Source organism: Pseudoclavibacter caeni (genome assembly GCF_008831125.1).
GTDB classification, from domain to species: domain Bacteria; phylum Actinomycetota; class Actinomycetes; order Actinomycetales; family Microbacteriaceae; genus Pseudoclavibacter_A; species Pseudoclavibacter_A caeni.
The window spans coordinates 271013-288971 of the sequence record NZ_WBKA01000002.1 but is presented as its reverse complement, the minus strand read 5'-3'; the positions used below and the strand labels follow the sequence as shown (position 1 = coordinate 288971).

Annotated in this window: 17 protein-coding genes; all 17 read left to right on the top strand. The window is 71.0% G+C overall.

From position 1 onward, the window contains the following. Nucleotides 1–64: 64 nt before the first annotated feature. The 17 genes from mraZ to F8O02_RS03735 all read left to right on the top strand — a co-directional run bounded on the left by mraZ (nt 65) and on the right by F8O02_RS03735 (nt 17952). Nucleotides 65–496 (top strand): division/cell wall cluster transcriptional repressor MraZ, encoded by a 432-nt coding sequence (mraZ, locus tag F8O02_RS03815; RefSeq protein WP_158035911.1) that lies wholly within the window; start codon nt 65–67, stop codon nt 494–496. Further along, nucleotides 486–1454 carry a 16S rRNA (cytosine(1402)-N(4))-methyltransferase RsmH gene (gene rsmH, locus F8O02_RS03810; protein WP_158035910.1) on the top strand — a complete coding sequence of 323 codons (969 nt, stop codon included), beginning with the start codon at nt 486–488 and terminating at the stop codon, nt 1452–1454. Before mraZ ends, rsmH begins: the two co-directional genes overlap by 11 nt. After that, a complete protein-coding gene (locus F8O02_RS03805) occupies nt 1451–1993 on the top strand; it encodes a hypothetical protein (RefSeq protein ID WP_158035909.1) in 543 nt (180 codons plus the stop codon). The genes rsmH and F8O02_RS03805 overlap by 4 nt, the downstream gene beginning before the upstream one ends. Next, the gene (locus F8O02_RS03800) at nt 1990–3762 is read left to right on the top strand and encodes a peptidoglycan D,D-transpeptidase FtsI family protein (protein WP_158035908.1); all 1773 of its coding nucleotides are present in this window, start codon (nt 1990–1992) and stop codon (nt 3760–3762) included. The genes F8O02_RS03805 and F8O02_RS03800 overlap by 4 nt, the downstream gene beginning before the upstream one ends. An 18-nt stretch (nt 3763–3780) precedes the next feature. Further along, nucleotides 3781–5442: a Mur ligase family protein gene (locus tag F8O02_RS03795; RefSeq protein ID WP_158035907.1), complete on the top strand. Its 1662-nt coding sequence runs from the start codon at nt 3781–3783 to the stop codon at nt 5440–5442. Beyond that, nucleotides 5439–6848 carry a UDP-N-acetylmuramoyl-tripeptide--D-alanyl-D-alanine ligase gene (locus F8O02_RS03790; protein WP_158035906.1) on the top strand — a complete coding sequence of 470 codons (1410 nt, stop codon included), beginning with the start codon at nt 5439–5441 and terminating at the stop codon, nt 6846–6848. The genes F8O02_RS03795 and F8O02_RS03790 overlap by 4 nt, the downstream gene beginning before the upstream one ends. Then, nucleotides 6845–7939 (top strand): phospho-N-acetylmuramoyl-pentapeptide-transferase, encoded by a 1095-nt coding sequence (gene mraY, locus F8O02_RS03785; RefSeq protein ID WP_158035905.1) that lies wholly within the window; start codon nt 6845–6847, stop codon nt 7937–7939. The genes F8O02_RS03790 and mraY overlap by 4 nt, the downstream gene beginning before the upstream one ends. Before the next feature lie 34 nt (nt 7940–7973). Next, entirely contained in the window at nt 7974–9473 is a 1500-nt protein-coding gene (gene murD / locus F8O02_RS03780) for a UDP-N-acetylmuramoyl-L-alanine--D-glutamate ligase (RefSeq protein ID WP_225734095.1), read from the top strand. 44 nt (nt 9474–9517) lie between these two features. Continuing rightward, nucleotides 9518–10840 carry an FtsW/RodA/SpoVE family cell cycle protein gene (locus tag F8O02_RS03775; protein ID WP_179416297.1) on the top strand — a complete coding sequence of 441 codons (1323 nt, stop codon included), beginning with the start codon at nt 9518–9520 and terminating at the stop codon, nt 10838–10840. Next, entirely contained in the window at nt 10837–11949 is a 1113-nt protein-coding gene (locus F8O02_RS03770) for a UDP-N-acetylglucosamine--N-acetylmuramyl-(pentapeptide) pyrophosphoryl-undecaprenol N-acetylglucosamine transferase (protein ID WP_158035903.1), read from the top strand. Before F8O02_RS03775 ends, F8O02_RS03770 begins: the two co-directional genes overlap by 4 nt. Nucleotides 11950–11966: 17 nt before the next feature. Then, nucleotides 11967–13397, top strand: coding sequence for a UDP-N-acetylmuramate--L-alanine ligase (murC, locus tag F8O02_RS03765; RefSeq protein ID WP_158035995.1), 1431 nt, complete (start codon nt 11967–11969; stop codon nt 13395–13397). Next, complete coding sequence (locus F8O02_RS03760) at nt 13394–14380, top strand: cell division protein FtsQ/DivIB (RefSeq protein ID WP_158035902.1); 987 nt, start codon at nt 13394–13396, stop codon at nt 14378–14380. Before murC ends, F8O02_RS03760 begins: the two co-directional genes overlap by 4 nt. A gap of 152 nt (nt 14381–14532) precedes the next feature. Next, a complete protein-coding gene (ftsZ, locus tag F8O02_RS03755) occupies nt 14533–15717 on the top strand; it encodes a cell division protein FtsZ (RefSeq protein ID WP_158035901.1) in 1185 nt (394 codons plus the stop codon). Nucleotides 15718–15794: 77 nt separating this feature from the next. Next, entirely contained in the window at nt 15795–16448 is a 654-nt protein-coding gene (locus tag F8O02_RS03750) for a YggS family pyridoxal phosphate-dependent enzyme (RefSeq protein ID WP_179416298.1), read from the top strand. Nucleotides 16449–16479: 31 nt separating this feature from the next. Continuing rightward, nucleotides 16480–16947: a cell division protein SepF gene (locus F8O02_RS03745; RefSeq protein ID WP_158035899.1), complete on the top strand. Its 468-nt coding sequence runs from the start codon at nt 16480–16482 to the stop codon at nt 16945–16947. A gap of 9 nt (nt 16948–16956) precedes the next feature. Then, nucleotides 16957–17250 (top strand): YggT family protein, encoded by a 294-nt coding sequence (locus F8O02_RS03740; RefSeq protein ID WP_158035898.1) that lies wholly within the window; start codon nt 16957–16959, stop codon nt 17248–17250. 57 nt (nt 17251–17307) lie between these two features. Further along, complete coding sequence (locus F8O02_RS03735; protein ID WP_158035897.1) at nt 17308–17952, top strand: DivIVA domain-containing protein; 645 nt, start codon at nt 17308–17310, stop codon at nt 17950–17952. Nucleotides 17953–17959 lie beyond the last annotated feature (7 nt).

The following is a 17959-nucleotide window of genomic DNA, read 5'->3' as shown; positions in this document are numbered from 1 at the left end:
GGCTCGGTGGCGGGAAGTGGGGTAAAGTGGGGGCACGCTGATCGGCCGTGGGAAGGAGCGCGCCATGTTCCTCGGCACGCACTCCCCGCGCATGGATGACAAGGGGCGCCTGGTGCTGCCCGCGAAGTTCCGCGAGGAGCTCGCCGACGGGGTCGTCCTCACCCGTGGGCAGGAGCACTGCCTGTACGTGTTCGGCGCGCAGGAGTTCCGCCGCATCCACGAGGCGATCCGCCAGGCGCCGCTCACCTCGCGTCAGGCGCGTGACTTCCTGCGACTGTTCCTCTCCGGCGCGAGCGATCAGGTGCCCGATCGACAGGGGCGCATCACCGTCCCGCCGGATCTGCGCCGGTATGCGGGGCTCACCCGCGATCTCGTCGTCATCGGCACCGGCGACCGGGCCGAGATCTGGGACGCCGCCGCGTGGAGCAGCTACCTTGAGGCGAACGAGGAGCCCTTCTCCGAGACGGCCGAGGAGGTGATCCCCGGTGTCTTCTGAGCATGCGGATCCTGCCACGGTGCACGTCTCCGTGCTCCGCGAGCGCTGCGTCGAGCTGCTTGCCCCGGCATTGCAGGCCGAGGGCGCGGTGTACGTGGACGCCACCTGCGGCATGGGCGGGCACACAGAGGCGGTGCTCGAGGCCTGCCCGGCCGCGCGCGCGGTGTGCATCGACCGCGACGAGGAGGCGCTCGCGCTCGCGGGCCGTCGGCTGGAGCGCTTCGGCAGCCGGGCCTCCTTCGCTCATGCCTCGTTCGATCACCTGGCCGAGGTGCTCGCCGAGCGCGGCGTCGCCGAGGTACAGGCGGTCCTGTTCGATCTCGGGGTCTCCTCCCTGCAGCTCGACGATGTCGATCGCGGCTTCAGCTACCGGGCGGACGCGCCGCTCGACATGCGCATGGACCGATCGCAGTCGCTCACCGCGGCCGAGGTCGTCAACACCTATGAGGTGGGGCGGCTGTGGACGATCCTGCGCCGGTACGGCGAGGAACGGCACGCGCGGCGCATCGCCGAGAACATCGGGCGGATGCGGGCCGAACGCCCGCTGCGCACGACCGGCGACCTGGTGCGCGCGGTAGAGACGGCCACGCAGTCCCACGAGCATCGAGGGCATCCGGCCAAGCGGGTCTTCCAGGCGATTCGCATCGAGGTCAACGGCGAGCTGTCGGAGATCGAGTCGGCCGTGCCGCAGGCGCTCGCGGCAACGGCGGTCGGTGGCCGAGTGGCGGTGATGAGCTTCCAGTCGCTTGAGGACCGCATCGTCAAGCGGATACTGCGTGAGGCGTGCACGACGACGGCTCCGCCCGGGCTGCCGGAGATCCCCGAGGACCAGCTGCCCCGGTTCCGGGCGCTCACGCGCGGGGCGGAGCAGGCGGGGGAGGACGAGCGCGCGCGCAACCGGCGGTCGGCGTCGGTGCGGCTGCGAGCGGTGGAGCGGATACGAGGGAGGAAGCGATGACCAGCGGGATCATCAGGCGGCACGACGCCCGTCGGTTCTGGCGCGCGGCGCTGATCGTCGGCATCATCGTGATCGCGCTCGCCCTCAAGCTGGTGGTGAGCATCGGGCTCGCCGACGGCAGCTACCGCATCACGAGTCTGCAGCAGCAGCAGAAGCAGATCGCCCGGCAGTCCCAGACGGTCAGCGAGGAGATCTCGGCGCTGGAGTCGCCGCAGAACCTCGCCGAGCAGGCGGAGTCGCTCGGCATGCGGCCCTCGACGCAGGTGACCTTCCTCAGCCTCTCCGACGGGCGGGTGCTCGGCAGCGCCGATGTGAAGGGTGCGCAGGTCCCCGCGCAGGAGAGTCTGGTTGACAATGCCGTGCTCGACTCGACGCAGACGAGGAGTACGGATGCGACGTCCTCGTCTGTGCCGCAGAGCGTCGCCGGCGAGGGGCAGGCCAGTGACGTCAGCGCCGCGGATGACGCCACGGACGACGCCACCGACGATGCGCAGTCCGTTGACGGGGGAGACGGCCTGCCGGAGATGACGCTGCGATGACGGCGCGGTCCAGGCCCATGCTCGGCAGCTGGCGCCGCCGCCTCACCTTGGTGTTCGGGGTGATGGCCGCCGTCGTGCTCGCATTCGTTGTGCGACTGGTGTTCGTGCAGATCGTCGACGCGCCCGCGCTGGACGCCGAGGCGGAGGGAAAGCGCTCCGTGCCGATCACGCTCAAGGCGGTGCGCGGCAGCATCGTCGACCGCAGTGGCAATGTGCTCGCTCAGACCACCCAGCGCTACCGGCTGGTCGTCGATCAGACGATCGTCGGCGACGCCGCCGTGCACACCGACGACGGTGTCGAGACCTGGACGCTCGACCAGATCGTCGCACGCATCGCCGAGATCACCGGGCGTGACGAGGCGCGGGTGAGCGCGGCGCTGACCGGCACCAGCCGTTACTCCGTCGTCGCCGACGGGCTCGACGCCGACCAGTACACGCGGCTGAGCGACTTGGAGGTCAGCTGGTTCGTGCTCGAGACCGAGGCGCACCGCACGTACCCCTCCGGCGCGGTCGCGGGCAATCTCCTCGGCTTCGTCGGCAGTGACGAGAACGCGCAGGCCGGCATCGAGCTCATGGAAGACTCCTGTCTGTCAGGCACGGACGGTGAGCAGACCTACGAGCGCAGTGCGGACGGCGTGCGCATCCCCGGCACCACGGTCACGGAGCAGCCGGTCGTCGACGGCGGCACCGTGACCACGACGATCGACCGCGACCTGCAGTGGTATGTGCAGCAGAAGATCACCGAGCGTCAGAAGGAGCTCGGCTCGCAGTGGATCGCGGTGACCGTGCTCGACGCGAAGACCGGCGACATCCTGGTCGCGGCTGAGACGCCGAGCGTGGACCCCAACGACGTGAGTGCCTCGAAGGAGCAGGACCGTGGCTCGCGCATCTTCCAGAGCACGTACGAGCCCGGGTCGCCGGTCAAGTCGATCACGATGGCCGCGGCGATCGAGCACGGCGGCGTCGGCCCGGAGACGCAGTACACGATCGGGCCGAGCGCGCAGGTGCCGGGCACCTCGCATGTGATCAAGGACGCCTGGGAGCATGGCACGCTGAGGCTGACGAGCACGGGCATCCTCATGGACTCGTCGAACATCGGCATCATGCAGGTGGGCGACACCATCGACGACGCGACGCGCTACGAGTACTTGGAGCGGTTCGGCATCGGGCAGAAGACCGCCGTCGGGTTCCCCGCGGAGTCGGCGGGCATCCTCGCCGACTCGAGCGACTGGGACGCGATCTCGCACTACACGACGATGTTCGGCCAGGGCATCGCGGCTACGCCCATCCAGATCGCCAGCGCCTACCAGGCGATCGCCAATGACGGGGTGCGCATCTCGCCGCGGCTGGTCAAGAGCTGCACGGCCGCCGACGGCACGGTCACCGAGACCCCGCAGGCCGAGGGCGTGCAGGTGATGAGCTCCGAGACGGCGCGCACGCTGCGCGGGATGCTTGTGCCCCTGTTCACCGAGCACACGGGCACGACCGCGCAGATCGCCGGCTACAGCCTGGCCGGCAAGACCGGCACCTCGCAGATCGCCGGCACGAATGGCGGATACCTGGACGACCAGTACGTCACCTCGCTGTTCGGTATGGCGCCCGCGGGCGACCCGCGGTACGTGGTCGGGATCACGATCTACAATCCTTCGACGGAGAAGACGTCGTCGAACACCATGTCTCTGTTCCACGACGTGATGGCCCAGACGCTGATCACCAATGACGTCACGCCCGCCACGGGCGAGCTGCCGGCCTACAAGACCAGCTGGTGAGAGTGGGAGAATAACCCGATGTCCACGAGAACAGCCCCGCATATCCGTCCGGAGCACGTGCCCGGTGTGCCGCTCGACGAGATCGCCGCGCTGTCCGGCGCTGCGGTCGTCGGCCCGGCGGGCGCCGACCCGGCCGTCACCGGCGTCACCCTGGCCAGCGGCCAGGTGCGCCCGGGCGACCTCTATGTAGGCATGCCCGGCCTGCACACGCACGGGGCCCGGTACGCGGCCGAGGCACGCGAGCGCGGCGCGGTCGCCGTGCTGACGGATGCGGCGGGCCGAGACCTGGTCGCCGCATCCGCCGCCCGGTCGCTGCCGCTGCTCGTCGTGGACCGGCCGCGCGAGGTGCTCGGCGCCGTCGCGGCCCGGGTGTACGGCACCAACGTCGACCCGCTGCCGGTGCTCGGCGTGACGGGCACGAACGGCAAGACCTCCACGATGTACTTCTGCGAGGCGCTGCTGAACCATGCCGGGGTGCGCACAGGCCTGAGCACCACCGTCGAGCGGCATGTCGGCGACCGGGTGCTCGGCAGCGCGCTGACGACCCCGGAGGCGAGCGAGCTGCACGCCCTGATCGCCTCGATGCGCGAGATGGGTGCCCGGGTGCTGCTCGTCGAGGTCTCGGCCCAGGCGGTGGACCGCCATCGCATCGACGGGGTGCGCTTCGATACGGTGGGGTTCACGAACCTGAGCCCCGAGCACCTGGACGAGTACGGCGACATGGAGCACTACTTCGCCGCCAAGCGCGCGCTGTTCACCCCGGCGCACGCCCGGCGGGCGGTCGTCTCGCTGGCGAGTGAGTGGGGGCGGCGACTGGCCGCCGAGTGCCCGCTGCCGGTGACGACGCTCGGCGAGACGGCGGACGCCGACTGGCGGCTCGTCGACCAGCATGACACCGCGGACGGCTCCACGGCGATGCTCGTGGGCCCCGCCGGGCAGCGGTGGCCGATCGCTCTGTCGGTGCCCGGGGTGCACATGGATCTCAACGCGGCGCTGGCCGCGGTGATGCTCGCCGAGTCCGGCGTGCTCGCCGAGGATGCCATCCGCGCCGGGCTCGAGGCGCACGTGCTTGCCGACGTGTACCTGCCCGGCCGGCTCGAGCGGGTCTCCGGTGACACCGGGCCGACGTTCTTCGTCGACTACGCGCACACCGAGGACGCGCTCGAGCGCACCCTCGCAGCGGTGCGGAAGCAGGCGCGCGGGCGCATCATCCTCATCCTCGGCGCCGACGGCGGGCGCGACCCGTACAAGCGCCCTGCCATGGGGCGCATCGCCAGCGAGCTGAGTGATGTGCTCGTCGTCAACGACATCAATCCCCGTTTCGAGGATCCGGACGCGATCCGCGCGGTGCTCGTCGCCGCGGCGCGCGAGGCCGAGCATCCGGCCGAGGTCCACGACGTGGGCGATCCCTCGCAGGCGATCCGCCGGGCGATCCGGCTCGCCCGTGACGAGGACACGATCATCGTCTGCGGCCCCGGCGACGAGGACTACCACGAGGTGCGTGGCAACAAACTGCCGTACTCCTCGCGCGGTGCGGCACGAGAGGCGCTGCTGGAGGCGGGGTTCCCGCCGAACCACTCGCCGCGGGGCGGGCAGGAGCCGGCTCGTGGCGTGGTGCTGCCGCGGCTGGAGGAGACGACCGCGTCCGACCGGGGCGCGACGAGAGGAGCCCGGGCATGATCACCGTCTCACTGGACTGGATCGCGGCCGCCGTCGACGGCGACCTCGCCGACCCCGACACCTGCGGCCGCCAGGTCACCGGCGCCGTGTGCACGGACTCCCGCCGGATCGCCGCCGGCGACCTGTTCGTCGCCCTTGCGGGGGAGCGGGTCGACGGTCACGACTTCCTCGCGGCCGCGGCGCAGGCTGGGGCGTCGGCCGCGCTGGTGATGCGCCGGGTCACCGACGCCCCGCTGCCCCTCGTCGTCGTCGACGACACCACCGCCGCGCTCGGCCGGCTCGCCCGGGCGGTGCTCGACCGCGCTCGCGCCGAGGGCGCCCTGGAACACGTGATCGGCATCACCGGCTCCGCCGGCAAGACCACGACGAAGCGCATTCTGGGGCATCTGCTCGAGCAGGTCGGGGAGACCGTCTACCCGCAGGGGTCGTTCAACAACGAGATCGGCGCGCCGCTGACGATGCTGCGCACGACGCTGGACACCCGGTTCGTGGTCGTCGAGATGGGTGCCAGTCACATCGGCGATCTGCGCTACCTGTCCGGCATCGCCCGGCCGGATCTGGGCGTGGAGCTGCAGGTCGGGCTCGCCCACGTCGGCGAGTTCGGCTCGGTCGACAACATCCGCGTCGCGAAGCAGGAGCTCGTCGAGGCGCTGCCCGCGGACGGCGTCGCGGTGCTCAACGCCGACGACGTCAACGTGCGGCGCATGGCCGAGCACACCGCCGCGTCCGTGACGTGGTTCGGTGAGCATCCGGATGCCGACGTGCGCATCCTGCGCGTGGACGTCGACGGCGAGGGACTGCGGGTGCGGCTCGCCGTCGACGGCGAGGAACTCGCCGCCCGGGTCGCGCTGCTCGGCGAGCACAACGCGTGGAACATCGCCGCGGCGACCGCGGCCGCCCGGCGCACGGGCCTGTCGCTCGAGACGATCCGGCGGGGGCTCGAGAGCCTGCCCGGCGGCGAGCGCTGGCGGATGCAGGTGCTGCACCGCTCTGACGGGGTGACGATCGTCAATGACGGCTACAACGCGAGCCCGGGGTCGATGGCCGCGGCGTTGCGCACGCTGGCGGGCATCAAGCGGGCCGGGCACCGCACCATCGCCGTGCTCGGTGCGATGGGCGAGCTGGGGGAGGCCAGCGGGCCGGAGCACGATAGGATCGGCCAGGACGTGGTCCGGCTCGACATCGACCAGCTCGTGGTCGTGGCCCCGGAGGCCAGGCGCATCTTCTTGGCCGCGGAGCAGGAGGGCTCCTGGGGCGGCGAGGCCGTGTACTGCGAGACCGCCGACGAGGCGCACGCGTGGCTCGCGCCGCGTCTGCGGGAAGGAGATGTCGTCTTGGTGAAGTCGTCCAACGCGGCGGGCCTGCGGTTCCTCGGCGACCGGCTCTACGAGGACGCGGCCCAGTGATCACCGTCCTGCTCGCCGCGGTCGTCTCACTCGTCGTCTCGCTGTTCGGCATGCCCGTGTTCATCCGCGCCGCCCACCGGCACGGGTGGGGGCAGTTCATCCGCGAGGACGGCCCGCGCACGCATCTGACCAAGCGCGGCACCCCCACGATGGGCGGTGTCGTCATCCTCATCGCCGTGGTGGTCGGCTACTTTGTGGCGAAGCTGTTGACCGGCTCGACGCCGACCGCCAGCGGGCTGCTGCTGCTGGGGCTCATGATCGGCATGGGGCTGATCGGGCTGGCTGACGACATCGTGAAGGTGCGCAATCACCGGTCGCTGGGGCTCACCCCGGCGGCGAAGCTCGTCGCCCAGCTCGTGGTCACCGGGTTGTTCGCCTGGGGGGTGCTGCAGTTCCCGGACGCCAGCGGGCTCACCCCGGCGTCGACGCACGTGTCGTTCCTGCGCGACCTGCCGATCGACCTGTTCGTCTGGGGTGTGGTTCCGGGGGCGATCCTCTTCTTCATCTGGGTGTATCTCATCGTCGCGGGGTTCTCGAACGCGGTGAACCTCACTGACGGGCTTGACGGGCTCGCCGGTGGCATCGGCATCCTCACCTTCGGTGCCTACGGGGCGCTGGCGTTCTGGCAGTTCAACCAGGACTGCGAGCGGATCACCGCGCTGAGCATCGGCCAGTGCTACGAGACGCGCGACCCGCTCGACGTGCTCGTGGTGACGATCACGATCGTGGCGGCGTTGATCGGGTTCCTGTGGTGGAACACCTCGCCGGCGCAGGTTTTCATGGGTGACACCGGCTCGCTCGCGCTGGGCGGGGCGTTCGCGGGCATCGCGATCGAGACGCGCACCGAGCTGCTCAGCGTGCTGATCGGAGCGATGTTCGTCGTGGCTCTGCTGTCGTCGTTGATCCAGATCGGCTGGTTCAAGCTCAGCGGCGGGCATCGGGTGTTTCTCATGGCCCCGCTGCACCATCATTTCGAGCTGAAGGGCTGGGCTCAGGTGACGGTGGTGGTGCGGTTCTGGATCCTCGCGGGGCTGTGCGCGGTGTCCGGGCTGGCGATCTTCTACATGCAGTGGGTGAGCAGCACCCGATGAGGGCGCGGACGATGCGGACAGGGACGGTGCGCTGATGGGTGAGCGGGACGACGAGACGACGTGGGTGCCGGGCGAGATGATCGATCTCGCCGGGCGACGTGTGGCCGTGCTCGGACTGAGCGTGACGGGGTTCTCCGCGGCGGACACGCTCGTGGAGCTCGGGGCGACGGTGCTCGCGACCGGTCGGTCGGCGGGCGCCGAGCACATCGATCTGCTCGGCGTGATCGGCGGCACGTGGGAGCCGAGCGCGCGGGACGGCGACGAGGCTGACATCCTCGCCCGGTTCCGGCCGGACGCGGTGGTCGTCTCGCCCGGGTTCCGGCCGGCGCATCCGGCGGTGCGGTGGGCGGTCGAGCACGGCGTGCCGCTGCTGACGGACATCGACCTCGCTTGGCAGGTGCAGCTGCGGCGTGGCCTGGCCACGCGGTGGCTGTGCGTGACCGGCACGAACGGGAAGACCACGACCGTCGAGATGGCCGGCGCGATGCTTGCGGAGTCGGGCCTGCGGGCGGGATGCTGTGGCAACATCGGCGTGCCGGTGCTGGATCTGGTGCGCGAGCCGGATCCCTATGATGTGCTCGTCGTGGAGCTGTCGTCGTTCCAGCTGCACTATCTGCGTGGCATCAGCCCGTGGGCGAGCGTGTGCCTGAACATCGACGCCGACCACCTGGACTGGCATGGCGGGATGGCGGCGTACGCGGCGGCGAAGGCGCGCGTGTACGAGCACACGCAGGAGGCGTGCGTGTATCCGGTCGGCGACGAGCGGGTGCTGCGGATGGTCGAGGAGGCCGATGTCGTCGAGGGCTGCCGGGCGATCGGTGTGACCCGTGGGGCGCCCGCGATCGGCCAGATCGGGGTCGTCGACGGGGTGGTCGCCGATCGGGCGTTCATCGCGGATCGGGCGACGCACGCGCAGGAGATCACGACGCTGCAGGCGCTTGCGGAGCACGGGCTGGCTCTGCCGCATCTGGTCGATGACGCGCTCGCGGCGACCGCGCTCGCCCGCTCGGCGGGGGCGGAGCCGGCGGCGATTGACCGAGCCCTGCGCGCGTTCCGGCCGGACGGGCATCGGCTCGCCCCGGTTGCGGAGGTCGACGGGGTGATGTGGATCGACGACTCGAAGGCGACGAACCCGCATGCGGCGCGGGTGGCCGTGGAGGCGTTCGACTCTGTGGTGTGGATCGTCGGCGGGATGCTCAAGGGTCTCGATCTCGCTCCGCTCGTCGCTGCGGAGCACGGGCGGCTGCGCGGTGCGGTCGTCGTCGGGGCCGACCGGTCGGGGGTGCTCGATCTGTTCGCCCGCCTGGCCCCGGAGGTGCCGGTGCGCGAGGTGACGGCTCAGGCCCGTCCCGGTGACGATGCGGCTGGCGCCGCGGTCATGCGCGAGGCGGTGGACGCCGCGGCTGGGCTCGCCCGTCCGGGTGACGCCGTGCTGCTGGCCCCCGCGGCGGCGTCGTGGGACCAGTTCGTCAGCTACGGCCGGCGCGGCGATCTGTTCGCGGCTGCGGTGCATCGGCTCGAGGAGCGGGGATGACCGCCCGGGCGGTCCGGATGCACCTGCCGCGGGGGCGTGGCCGCATGACCCGTTCATTCGGCACGCTGCTCGGCGTGGTGACGCTGCTGCTCGGTCTGGGGCTGATGATGGTGCTCTCCGCCTCGTCGATCGACTCGTACAACAGCTCGCGCGACTTCTTCGGCCAGTTCAGCAAGCAGGCGTTCATCGCCGTGCTCGCCTGGCCGGGGATGATCGTGCTCTCCCGGATGCCTCAGCGCACCCTGCGGCGGGTCGCGACCCCGGCATATCTCGTCACGCTCGCGATGCAGGCGATCGTCGTGACCACGGGGCTCGGCTCCTCCGGTGGCGGCAACCGCAACTGGCTGTCGATCGGCGGGTTCACGCTGCAGCCCTCGGAGTTCATCAAGCTGACGATGGTCGTCTGGCTGGCTCGGGTCATGGGTGAGGAGCCCGAACGCCTGGTCGATCCCCGGTTCTTCTTCCGGAGGGTGTTCCTCGGGGTGGCGGGCGCCGTCCTGCTCGTCGCGCTCGGGCATGACATGGGCACGGCTGTGGTGATCGTGCTCATCGCGTTCGGGTGCTGGCTGGTCGGGCGGGTGCCGATGCGGTTCCTCGGCTTGATCGGCGTGGTCGGTGGTGTTCTCGCGGCGTTCGGCGTCCTGCTGAGCGCGAACCGGCTCAGCCGCGTCGCCAGCTGGGCGTCGGCGGGTGACTGCACCGACTACATGGGCACCTGCTGGCAGACGACCCACGGCACGTGGGCACTGGCCGCCGGCGGGGTGCTCGGGGTGGGCCTCGGCAACTCCAAGTCGAAGTGGGCGTGGCTGCCGGAAGCGGAGAACGACTTCATCTTCGCGATCATCGGCGAGGAGCTCGGACTGATCGGCGCGATCGTGGTCATCCTGCTGTACGTGGCGCTCGCCGTGCTGCTCGTGCGGCTGATCGGCCGGCGGGCGGCCGACCCGTTCGACCAGATCGTCCTGGCCGGCGCTCTCGTGTGGGTGGTCGGGCAGGCGTTCATCAATATCGCCGTGGTGCTCGGGTTCCTGCCGGTGCTGGGCGTGCCGTTGCCGCTCGTCTCCTATGGCGGGTCGTCGCTGCTGGCGACGATGCTCATGCTCGGGGTGGTGCTCGGCGTCGCCGATCGCGACCGGCCGCCGGTCGCCGTGGTCGGCGCCGGCCTGGCGAGCGGCGGGCGCTCGGGCGCGAGCCAGCGGCGTCCGCGTCCCGCGGCGGGGCGGGCGACCGGCACCAGGGGCGGGGGCACCGCGTCCGCCACCCGGCTCGGGCGCGCGCGTGACGCGAGCGGGGCCACGCGGGTGGGTGCCGGAGCCGTGAGAGCATCCGCGCGGGGCACCGTGACGGTGCGAGGAGGACGACGATGACTACGTATCTGCTGGCCGGTGGGGGCACCGCGGGCCATGTGAACCCGCTGCTGGCGACGGCGGACGCACTGCGCGAGCGGCATCCGGATGCCGAGATCATCGTGCTCGGCACGGCGGAGGGGCTGGAGGCCCGGCTCGTCCCGCAGCGCGGGTACGAGCTGGTGACGATCCCGAAACTGCCGTTCCCCAGACGTCCGACGCCCGGCGCGCTCGCGTTCCCAGCCCGGCTGCGTCGGGTGGTGCGCCGGGTGCGCGGACTCATCGCCTCCCGTGGGGTGTCGGTCGTGGCGGGCTTCGGCGGGTACGCCTCGGCGCCTGCGTATCTGGCCGCGCACCGGCAGCAGGTGCCGTTCGTGATCCACGAGGCGAACGCCCGGCCGGGGCTGGCCAATCGGCTGGGGGCCCGCCGGGCGGCCCGGGTGGCGACGGCGCTGCCGGGCACCCCGCTGCCGCGGGCGGAGGTCGTCGGGATGCCGCTGCGTCCGGAGATCTCGCGGCTCGCCCTGGCTCGCTCACGGGGTGACGACCGGGCCCTGGTCGCCGCCGGGCGCCGTGCGCTCGGTCTCGATGACCGTCCGGTGCTGCTGGTGACCGGCGGGTCGCTGGGCGCCCGGCACATCAACCGGGTGCTCGTCGAGGCGGCCCAGGCGATCGTCGACGCCGGGTGGCAGGTCGTGCACATCGCCGGGACCCGCGGTGATGTGGTCGACCCGGGGGTGTCGGGCTACCATCTGCTCGCGTACTGCGATGACATGCAAGACGCTCTGGCAGTCGCCGGGCTGGCGATCTCACGGTCCGGCGCGTCCACAGTGTCCGAGCTGAGCGCGCTGGCGGTGCCCGCGGTGTACGTGCCGTACCCGCATGGCAACGGCGAGCAGGAGCTCAACGCCCGCCCGGCGGTCGTGGCCGGGGCGGCCCGGCTCGTCGCCGACGCCCGGCTCGATGCGGCGTGGATCGACGCCGAGCTGCAGCCGCTGCTGGCGGACCCGGCGACGCGGGCGCGGATGCGCCGGGCGGCCCGCGGCATCGGGATCGTGGACGCCGCGGACCGGCTGGCGGCGATGGTGGACGACGCGGCGGCGGGACGCGGCCGCGGAGACGAGGAGTGACGCAGGCGATGACGGATATGACGGAGACCACGCGCGACGAGCGGCTGCTGGAGGATCTCGGCAGGGTGCACTTCATCGGCGTCGGTGGCGCGGGGATGAGCGGCATCGCGCATCTCATGGCGGCGCGGGGCATGACGGTGACAGGCTCGGATCAGGCCGACGGTGACCGGCTCGCCGAGCTGCGGTCGCTGGGCGTGACCGTGCACGTAGGCCATGCGGGCGAGCATGTCGACGGGGCCGACACCGTCGTGGTCTCCTCGGCCGTGCACGAGGACAACCCCGAGCTGGCCCGGGCGCGCGCGCTGGGCCTGCGGGTGATCCACCGGTCTCAGGCGCTGGCCTGGCTGACCCGCGGGCACCGAGTGATCGCCGTCGCGGGCGCGCACGGTAAGAGCACGAGCACCGGGATGCTCGTCACGGCGCTGCGGGAGCTGGGGGAGGACCCGAGTTTTGTGTGCGGCGCGGTGATCAGCCAGCTCGGCACGAACGCCGGGTGGGGGGGCTCGGACGTGTTCGTCATCGAGGCGGACGAGTCGGACGGGTCGTTCCTGCGCTACGACACGGCCGGGGTGCTCGTGACGAACATCGACACCGAGCATCTGGATCACTATGGCAGTGCGCAGGCGATCGAGGACGCGTTCGTGCGGTTCCTCACCGCGGCGCGGGAGTTCTCGGTCGTCGATGTCGATGACCCGCTCACACGGACGATCCTGCCGCGTCTGGGCGGGTGCCGGCGGCTGGTGACCTTCGGCGAGGATGCCGGGGCCGGGTTCCGTCTGACGGGCTTCACCCCCGACGGGTGGCATGGTCTCGTCACCGCCGAGCACGACGGCCAGACGGTGCGGGTGCGCTCGGACCTGCTGGGGCACCACAACGCGCTCAACGCGCTGGGGGTCACCGCGGTGCTCGTGCGTCTCGGGCATCCCTTCGCCCGCGCGCTGGAAGCGGCAGGCCACTACCGGGGCACGGCCCGCCGGTTCGAGCGGCGGGCCGTCGTCGACGGCATCACCGTCGTCGATGACTATGCCCACCACCCGACCGAGGTGGCGGCCGTCCTGGCCGCGGCGCGGGATCTCGTCGGTGACGGCCGGGTGCTCGCGGTCTTCGAGCCGCACCTGTACAGTCGCGCGCGGGATCACGCCGACGAGTTCGCCGCCGTGTTCGACCGGCTGGCCGATTTCACCGTGGTCACCGACATCTGCGGGGCGCGCGAGGTGCCGATCCCGGGCGTCGACGGCGCCTGGCTCGCCGGTCGCTTCCCTCGCCCCGAGCGGGTCACGCACGCGGGTGACTGGGACCGCGCGATCGCGGAGATCGTCTCCCGTGCCCGGTCTGGCGACCTCGTGCTCACTCTCGGAGTGAAGCTGTACCCGATCCTGCCGCCGCTGGTCGCAGCTCTGCGCCTGGCGCATCCCGAGGCGGGTCGAGCCGCGGACGCTGACGCGTGAGCGATGACCGCATGCGTCGTCCGCGCCTGCGGCTGGGCGAGGAGGAGCCCGGGCACGGGCGTGACGGGGAGGATGAGCGCGCCGGCGCCGGTCGGCCCCGCGAGCCCGGGGCGTTCGCCACGTGGCTGGCCGGGGCGCGGCGCGGGTTCGCCCGTAGGCGTCTGGCGGCCGCACAGGAGCATGCCTCTCGGGCTCGGGTGCGTGAGGCGGCCCGGCGACGCAGGCACCATGACCGGCAGGAGGAGCGCCGGGTCATGGGCCATGACGAGATGGGGCGACCCGCCTGTGGCAGGGCGGCCGACGGGACGCTGCTGGCCGGGCTGCATCTCGGCCGCTTCGTGTTGATCGGCCTGGCCGTGGTCGTCGCGGTGACGCTCGGGCTGGTGTTCTCACCATGGCTGTCGGTGCGGCATATCACTGTGCAGGGCACTGAGCACCTGTCGCAGGATGAGGTCGTCGCGGCGCTCGACGCCGAGCGGGGGCGTCCACTCATCGGCCTGTCGCGGGAGGACGTCGGCAACCGTCTGCAGCAGTTCAGCTGGATCGAGTCCTATGATCTGCGGGCGAGTCTGCCGGACACGCTGTCGGTCACGATCGTCGAGCGCATCCCGGTCGGGGTGTACCGGCATGGCGGCGAGTCGTTGCTCGTCGACGCGGCCGGGGTCGTGGTCGACACCGCGACCGAGCCGCAGGCGGGGTATCCGATCCTGGACGTGCCGGACACCGACCCTACCTCGCCGGCGTTCTCGTCGGTGGCCCGGGTGCTGCGCGGTCTCGACGAGGGGCTGCGGGCGCAGGTGGCCCGGGCGCATGCGACCACGCAGGACGACGTGACCTTCACCCTGACGGGCGGTGCGACGGTGGTCTGGGGCGATGCCGAGCAGAGTGCGTTGAAGGCCCGGGTGCTCACGGCGTTGCTGGCCGATCGACCGGATGCGAAGACGATCGACGTGTCGTCCCCGTCGCTGCCGGTCGTCTCGTGAGCGTGTCCCCGTCGCGCCATGGATCGCGACACACGCGTGTGTCGCGCACGACGTGACCGGTGAGCGACTACGCTCGGAGCAGCGAAAAGATGTACGCGGTAGAACATTAACGTTCTAGTTGAAGTTTAAGGTTGATGGAAGGCCGGTCCAACATGTCGACGAACCAGAACTACCTCGCCGTGATCAAAGTGGTCGGCATCGGCGGTGGCGGCGTCAATGCGGTCAACCGCATGATCGAGCGCGGGTTGAAGGGTGTGGAGTTCATCGCGATCAACACTGATGCCCAGGCGCTACTGCTCAGCGACGCGGATGTCAAGCTCGACGTGGGGCGGGAGTCGACGCGCGGGCTCGGCGCCGGGGCCGACCCCGAGGTCGGCCGCCGAGCGGCGGAGGAGCACTCGGACGAGATCGAGGAGACCCTGCGCGGCGCCGACATGGTCTTCGTCACCGCCGGCGAGGGCGGCGGCACCGGCACGGGCGGCGCCCCGGTCGTCGCGAAGATCGCCAAGTCGATCGGCGCGCTGACCATCGGCGTGGTCACCAAGCCGTTCTCCTTCGAGGGCAAGCGACGGATGTCCCAGGCCGAGAACGGCGTCAAGGCCCTGCGCGCCGAGGTCGATACGCTCATCACCGTGCCGAACGACCGGCTGCTGAAGATCTCCGACCGCGGCATCACGATGCTCGAGGCGTTCTCGATCGCCGACCAGGTGCTGCTCGCGGGCGTCCAGGGCATCAGCGACCTGATCACCACTCCGGGGCTGATCAACCTCGACTTCGCCGATGTGCGCTCGGTGATGCAGGGCGCGGGCACCGCGCTGATGGGCATCGGGTCCGCCCGCGGTGCCGACCGGGCGCTCAAGGCCGCCGAGCTGGCCATCTCTTCGCCGCTGCTTGAGTCGACGATCGACGGCGCGCACGGCGTGCTCATCTCCGTGCAGGGCGGGTCGGATCTCGGCATCTTCGAGATCAACGAGGCCGTCCAGCTCATCCAGCAGGTCGTGCATCCCGAGGCGAACATCATCTTCGGCACGGTGCTCGACGATGCGCTCGGCGACGAGGTGCGTGTCACCGTCATCGCGGCCGGGTTCGACGAGGAGGACGAGCAGCGCAACATCCGCCGCGGCCGCGAGCGGCTCGGCGAGCACACCTCGGATGATGCGGCGCTGCCGGCCGGTGTGGGCGACGAGTCGCCGCGTCCACAGGCGGAGCCGGAGTCCGCGCCGCAGACCACGGAGCCGGAGGCCGCGCCCGACTCGCCGGTGGCGGATCCATACGCTGCCCGGTCGTACGCGTTCGACCGCGACGATGAGCTCGACGTCCCCGACTTCCTGAAATGACCGGGGCGGGGGAGCGCGGTGGGGCGGAGGTCCCGCCGCTGGATGATCATCGGCCGGGTGCGACCACCCGGCGGCTTGTGGCGTACCGCGCGGCGCTGGCGGAGGAGATAGCGCGCGCAGGGCGCAGCGTCGCCGACGTGCACCTGATCGCGGTCACCAAATATCATTCTGCCGCGCTGGCCGCCGAGCTCGTGGCCGCCGGCCAGCTCGATCTGGGCGAGAACACGCTCCAGGGGCTGCGCGGCAAGCTCGCCGAGCCGGGGCTCGAGGCCGTCCGCTGGCACTTCCTCGGCAGGCTGCAGCGCAACAAGGCGACCGCTGTGGCCCGGGTGGCGACCTGCATCCACTCGATCGATCGCCCGGAGCTGGTCGACCATCTCGACCGCGTGGAGCTCGACCGGCCGGTCGACGCGTTCGTGCAGGTGTCGCTCGACGGCGACCCCACGCGTGGCGGGGTCGCCGTCGCCGGGCTCGAGCCGCTCGCCGAACGGGTGGCTGCCTCCCGTCACCTGCGACTGCGCGGGATCATGGCTGTGGCCCCCGTCGGCGCCGACGCGGACGCCGCGTTCGCCCGGGTGCGCGAGCTGGCCGAGGTGGTGCGCGGCGTCGACCCCGCGGCCACCGCGATCTCCGCGGGCATGAGCAGTGACTGGCGCGCCGCCGTGCGACATGGTGCGACACACCTGAGAATCGGCACGGCAATTACCGGCGTGCCGGAGACTCACCGGTAGGCTTGTTCAAGACGACATTTGGAGGATGGCCATGGGAAACCCACTGCGCAAGACACTCGAGTACCTCGGCCTCGTCGATGACGAGGAGTACGCCGAGGCGTCTCAGTCCACGCCGAGCGCCGAGCGCACCGCGCCCGCGGCCGCTCCGCGCAGCAATGTGACCCCGCTGCGGCGCACCCCGGCGCAGACGCAGTCGGGGGAGCTCAATGAGATCCTGACTGTGCATCCGAAGAAGTACGCTGATGTCCAGGTGATCGCCGAGGGGTTCCGCGGCGGCGTGCCGATCATCATCAACCTCAGCCAGATGACCGAGCCGGACGCCCGGCGGCTGATCGACTTCTCGTCGGGGCTGGCCCAGGGGCTGCTCGGCAAGATCGAACGGGTCACACCGAAGGTCTTCCTGCTCTCCCCTCAGAATGTGCTCGTCTCCGGCGCCGACCGGCGTCCGGAGCCCGTGGATGAGGATCCGACCCGGGTCGGCTTCTTCACCGAGGAGTAGGCGGCGCCCGTGGGCCTCGTGCTCGGCATCCTGGCCTTCTGCTGCCAGACGTACTCCTCGATCCTGTTCCTCCGGTTCCTGGTGGAGATGATCTTGGGGCTGCGCGGGAGCGCGCGACTGCCTCGTCTCGCCGCGGCGCTGGCAGAGATCCTGTTCGCGATCACCGACCCGGCCATCCGGCTCGCCCGACGGGTGCTGCCCCCGGTGCGGGTCGGGGCGGTCAGCCTCGACTTCGGCATCTTTCTCTCCATCTTCGTCTTCAGCACATTGGGCGTTGTGCTCAATGGGCTAAGATCGATTTGATGGGGTTTGGCTCACGCTCTGGCCGAGAGCGAACTACACACTATTGAGGAGTATTCAATGGCCTTGACGCCCGATGACGTTCTGAACAAGCGGTTCACCACGACGAAGTTCCGCGATGGCTACGAGCAGGACGAGGTCGATGACTTCCTCGACGAGGTCGTGGTCGAGTTCCGTCGCCTCACCGAGGAGAACGAGGAGCTCAAGGCCAAGGTCGCCGCCGGAGGGGACTCCTCCGAGCTGCAGGGCAAGCTGGACAAGGCCGAGGCGGAGGTCGCCCGTCTGCAGAAGGCGCTGGCCAGCCGCCCCGCACAGACCGCGGCTCGTCCCGCTGCCTCGACTGCACAGCCTGCCGGGCCCCAGAACGAGTCCGACCAGGCCACCTCGCTGCTGCAGCTGGCGCGCAAGCTGCATGACGAGCATGTGCGCGAGGGCGAGCAGACCAAGGAGAAGCTCATCAGTGAGGCGCAGGGCGAGGCCCGGCGCATCCTCTCCGAGGTGCAGGAGCGCAAGACCCGCGAGTTGAACGATCTCTCCGCGCGCAAGACGCGCCTCGAGGGCGACATCAAGGAGCTCGAGACCTTCGAGCGGCAGTACCGCTCGTCGCTGAAGTCTTGGATCAACGGCCAGCTGAAGGATCTCGAGAACTCCGGTTCCCTCGCTGACAGCACGACCAAGTCGGTGCACGGCACCGCACGGAAGTAACCCCGGC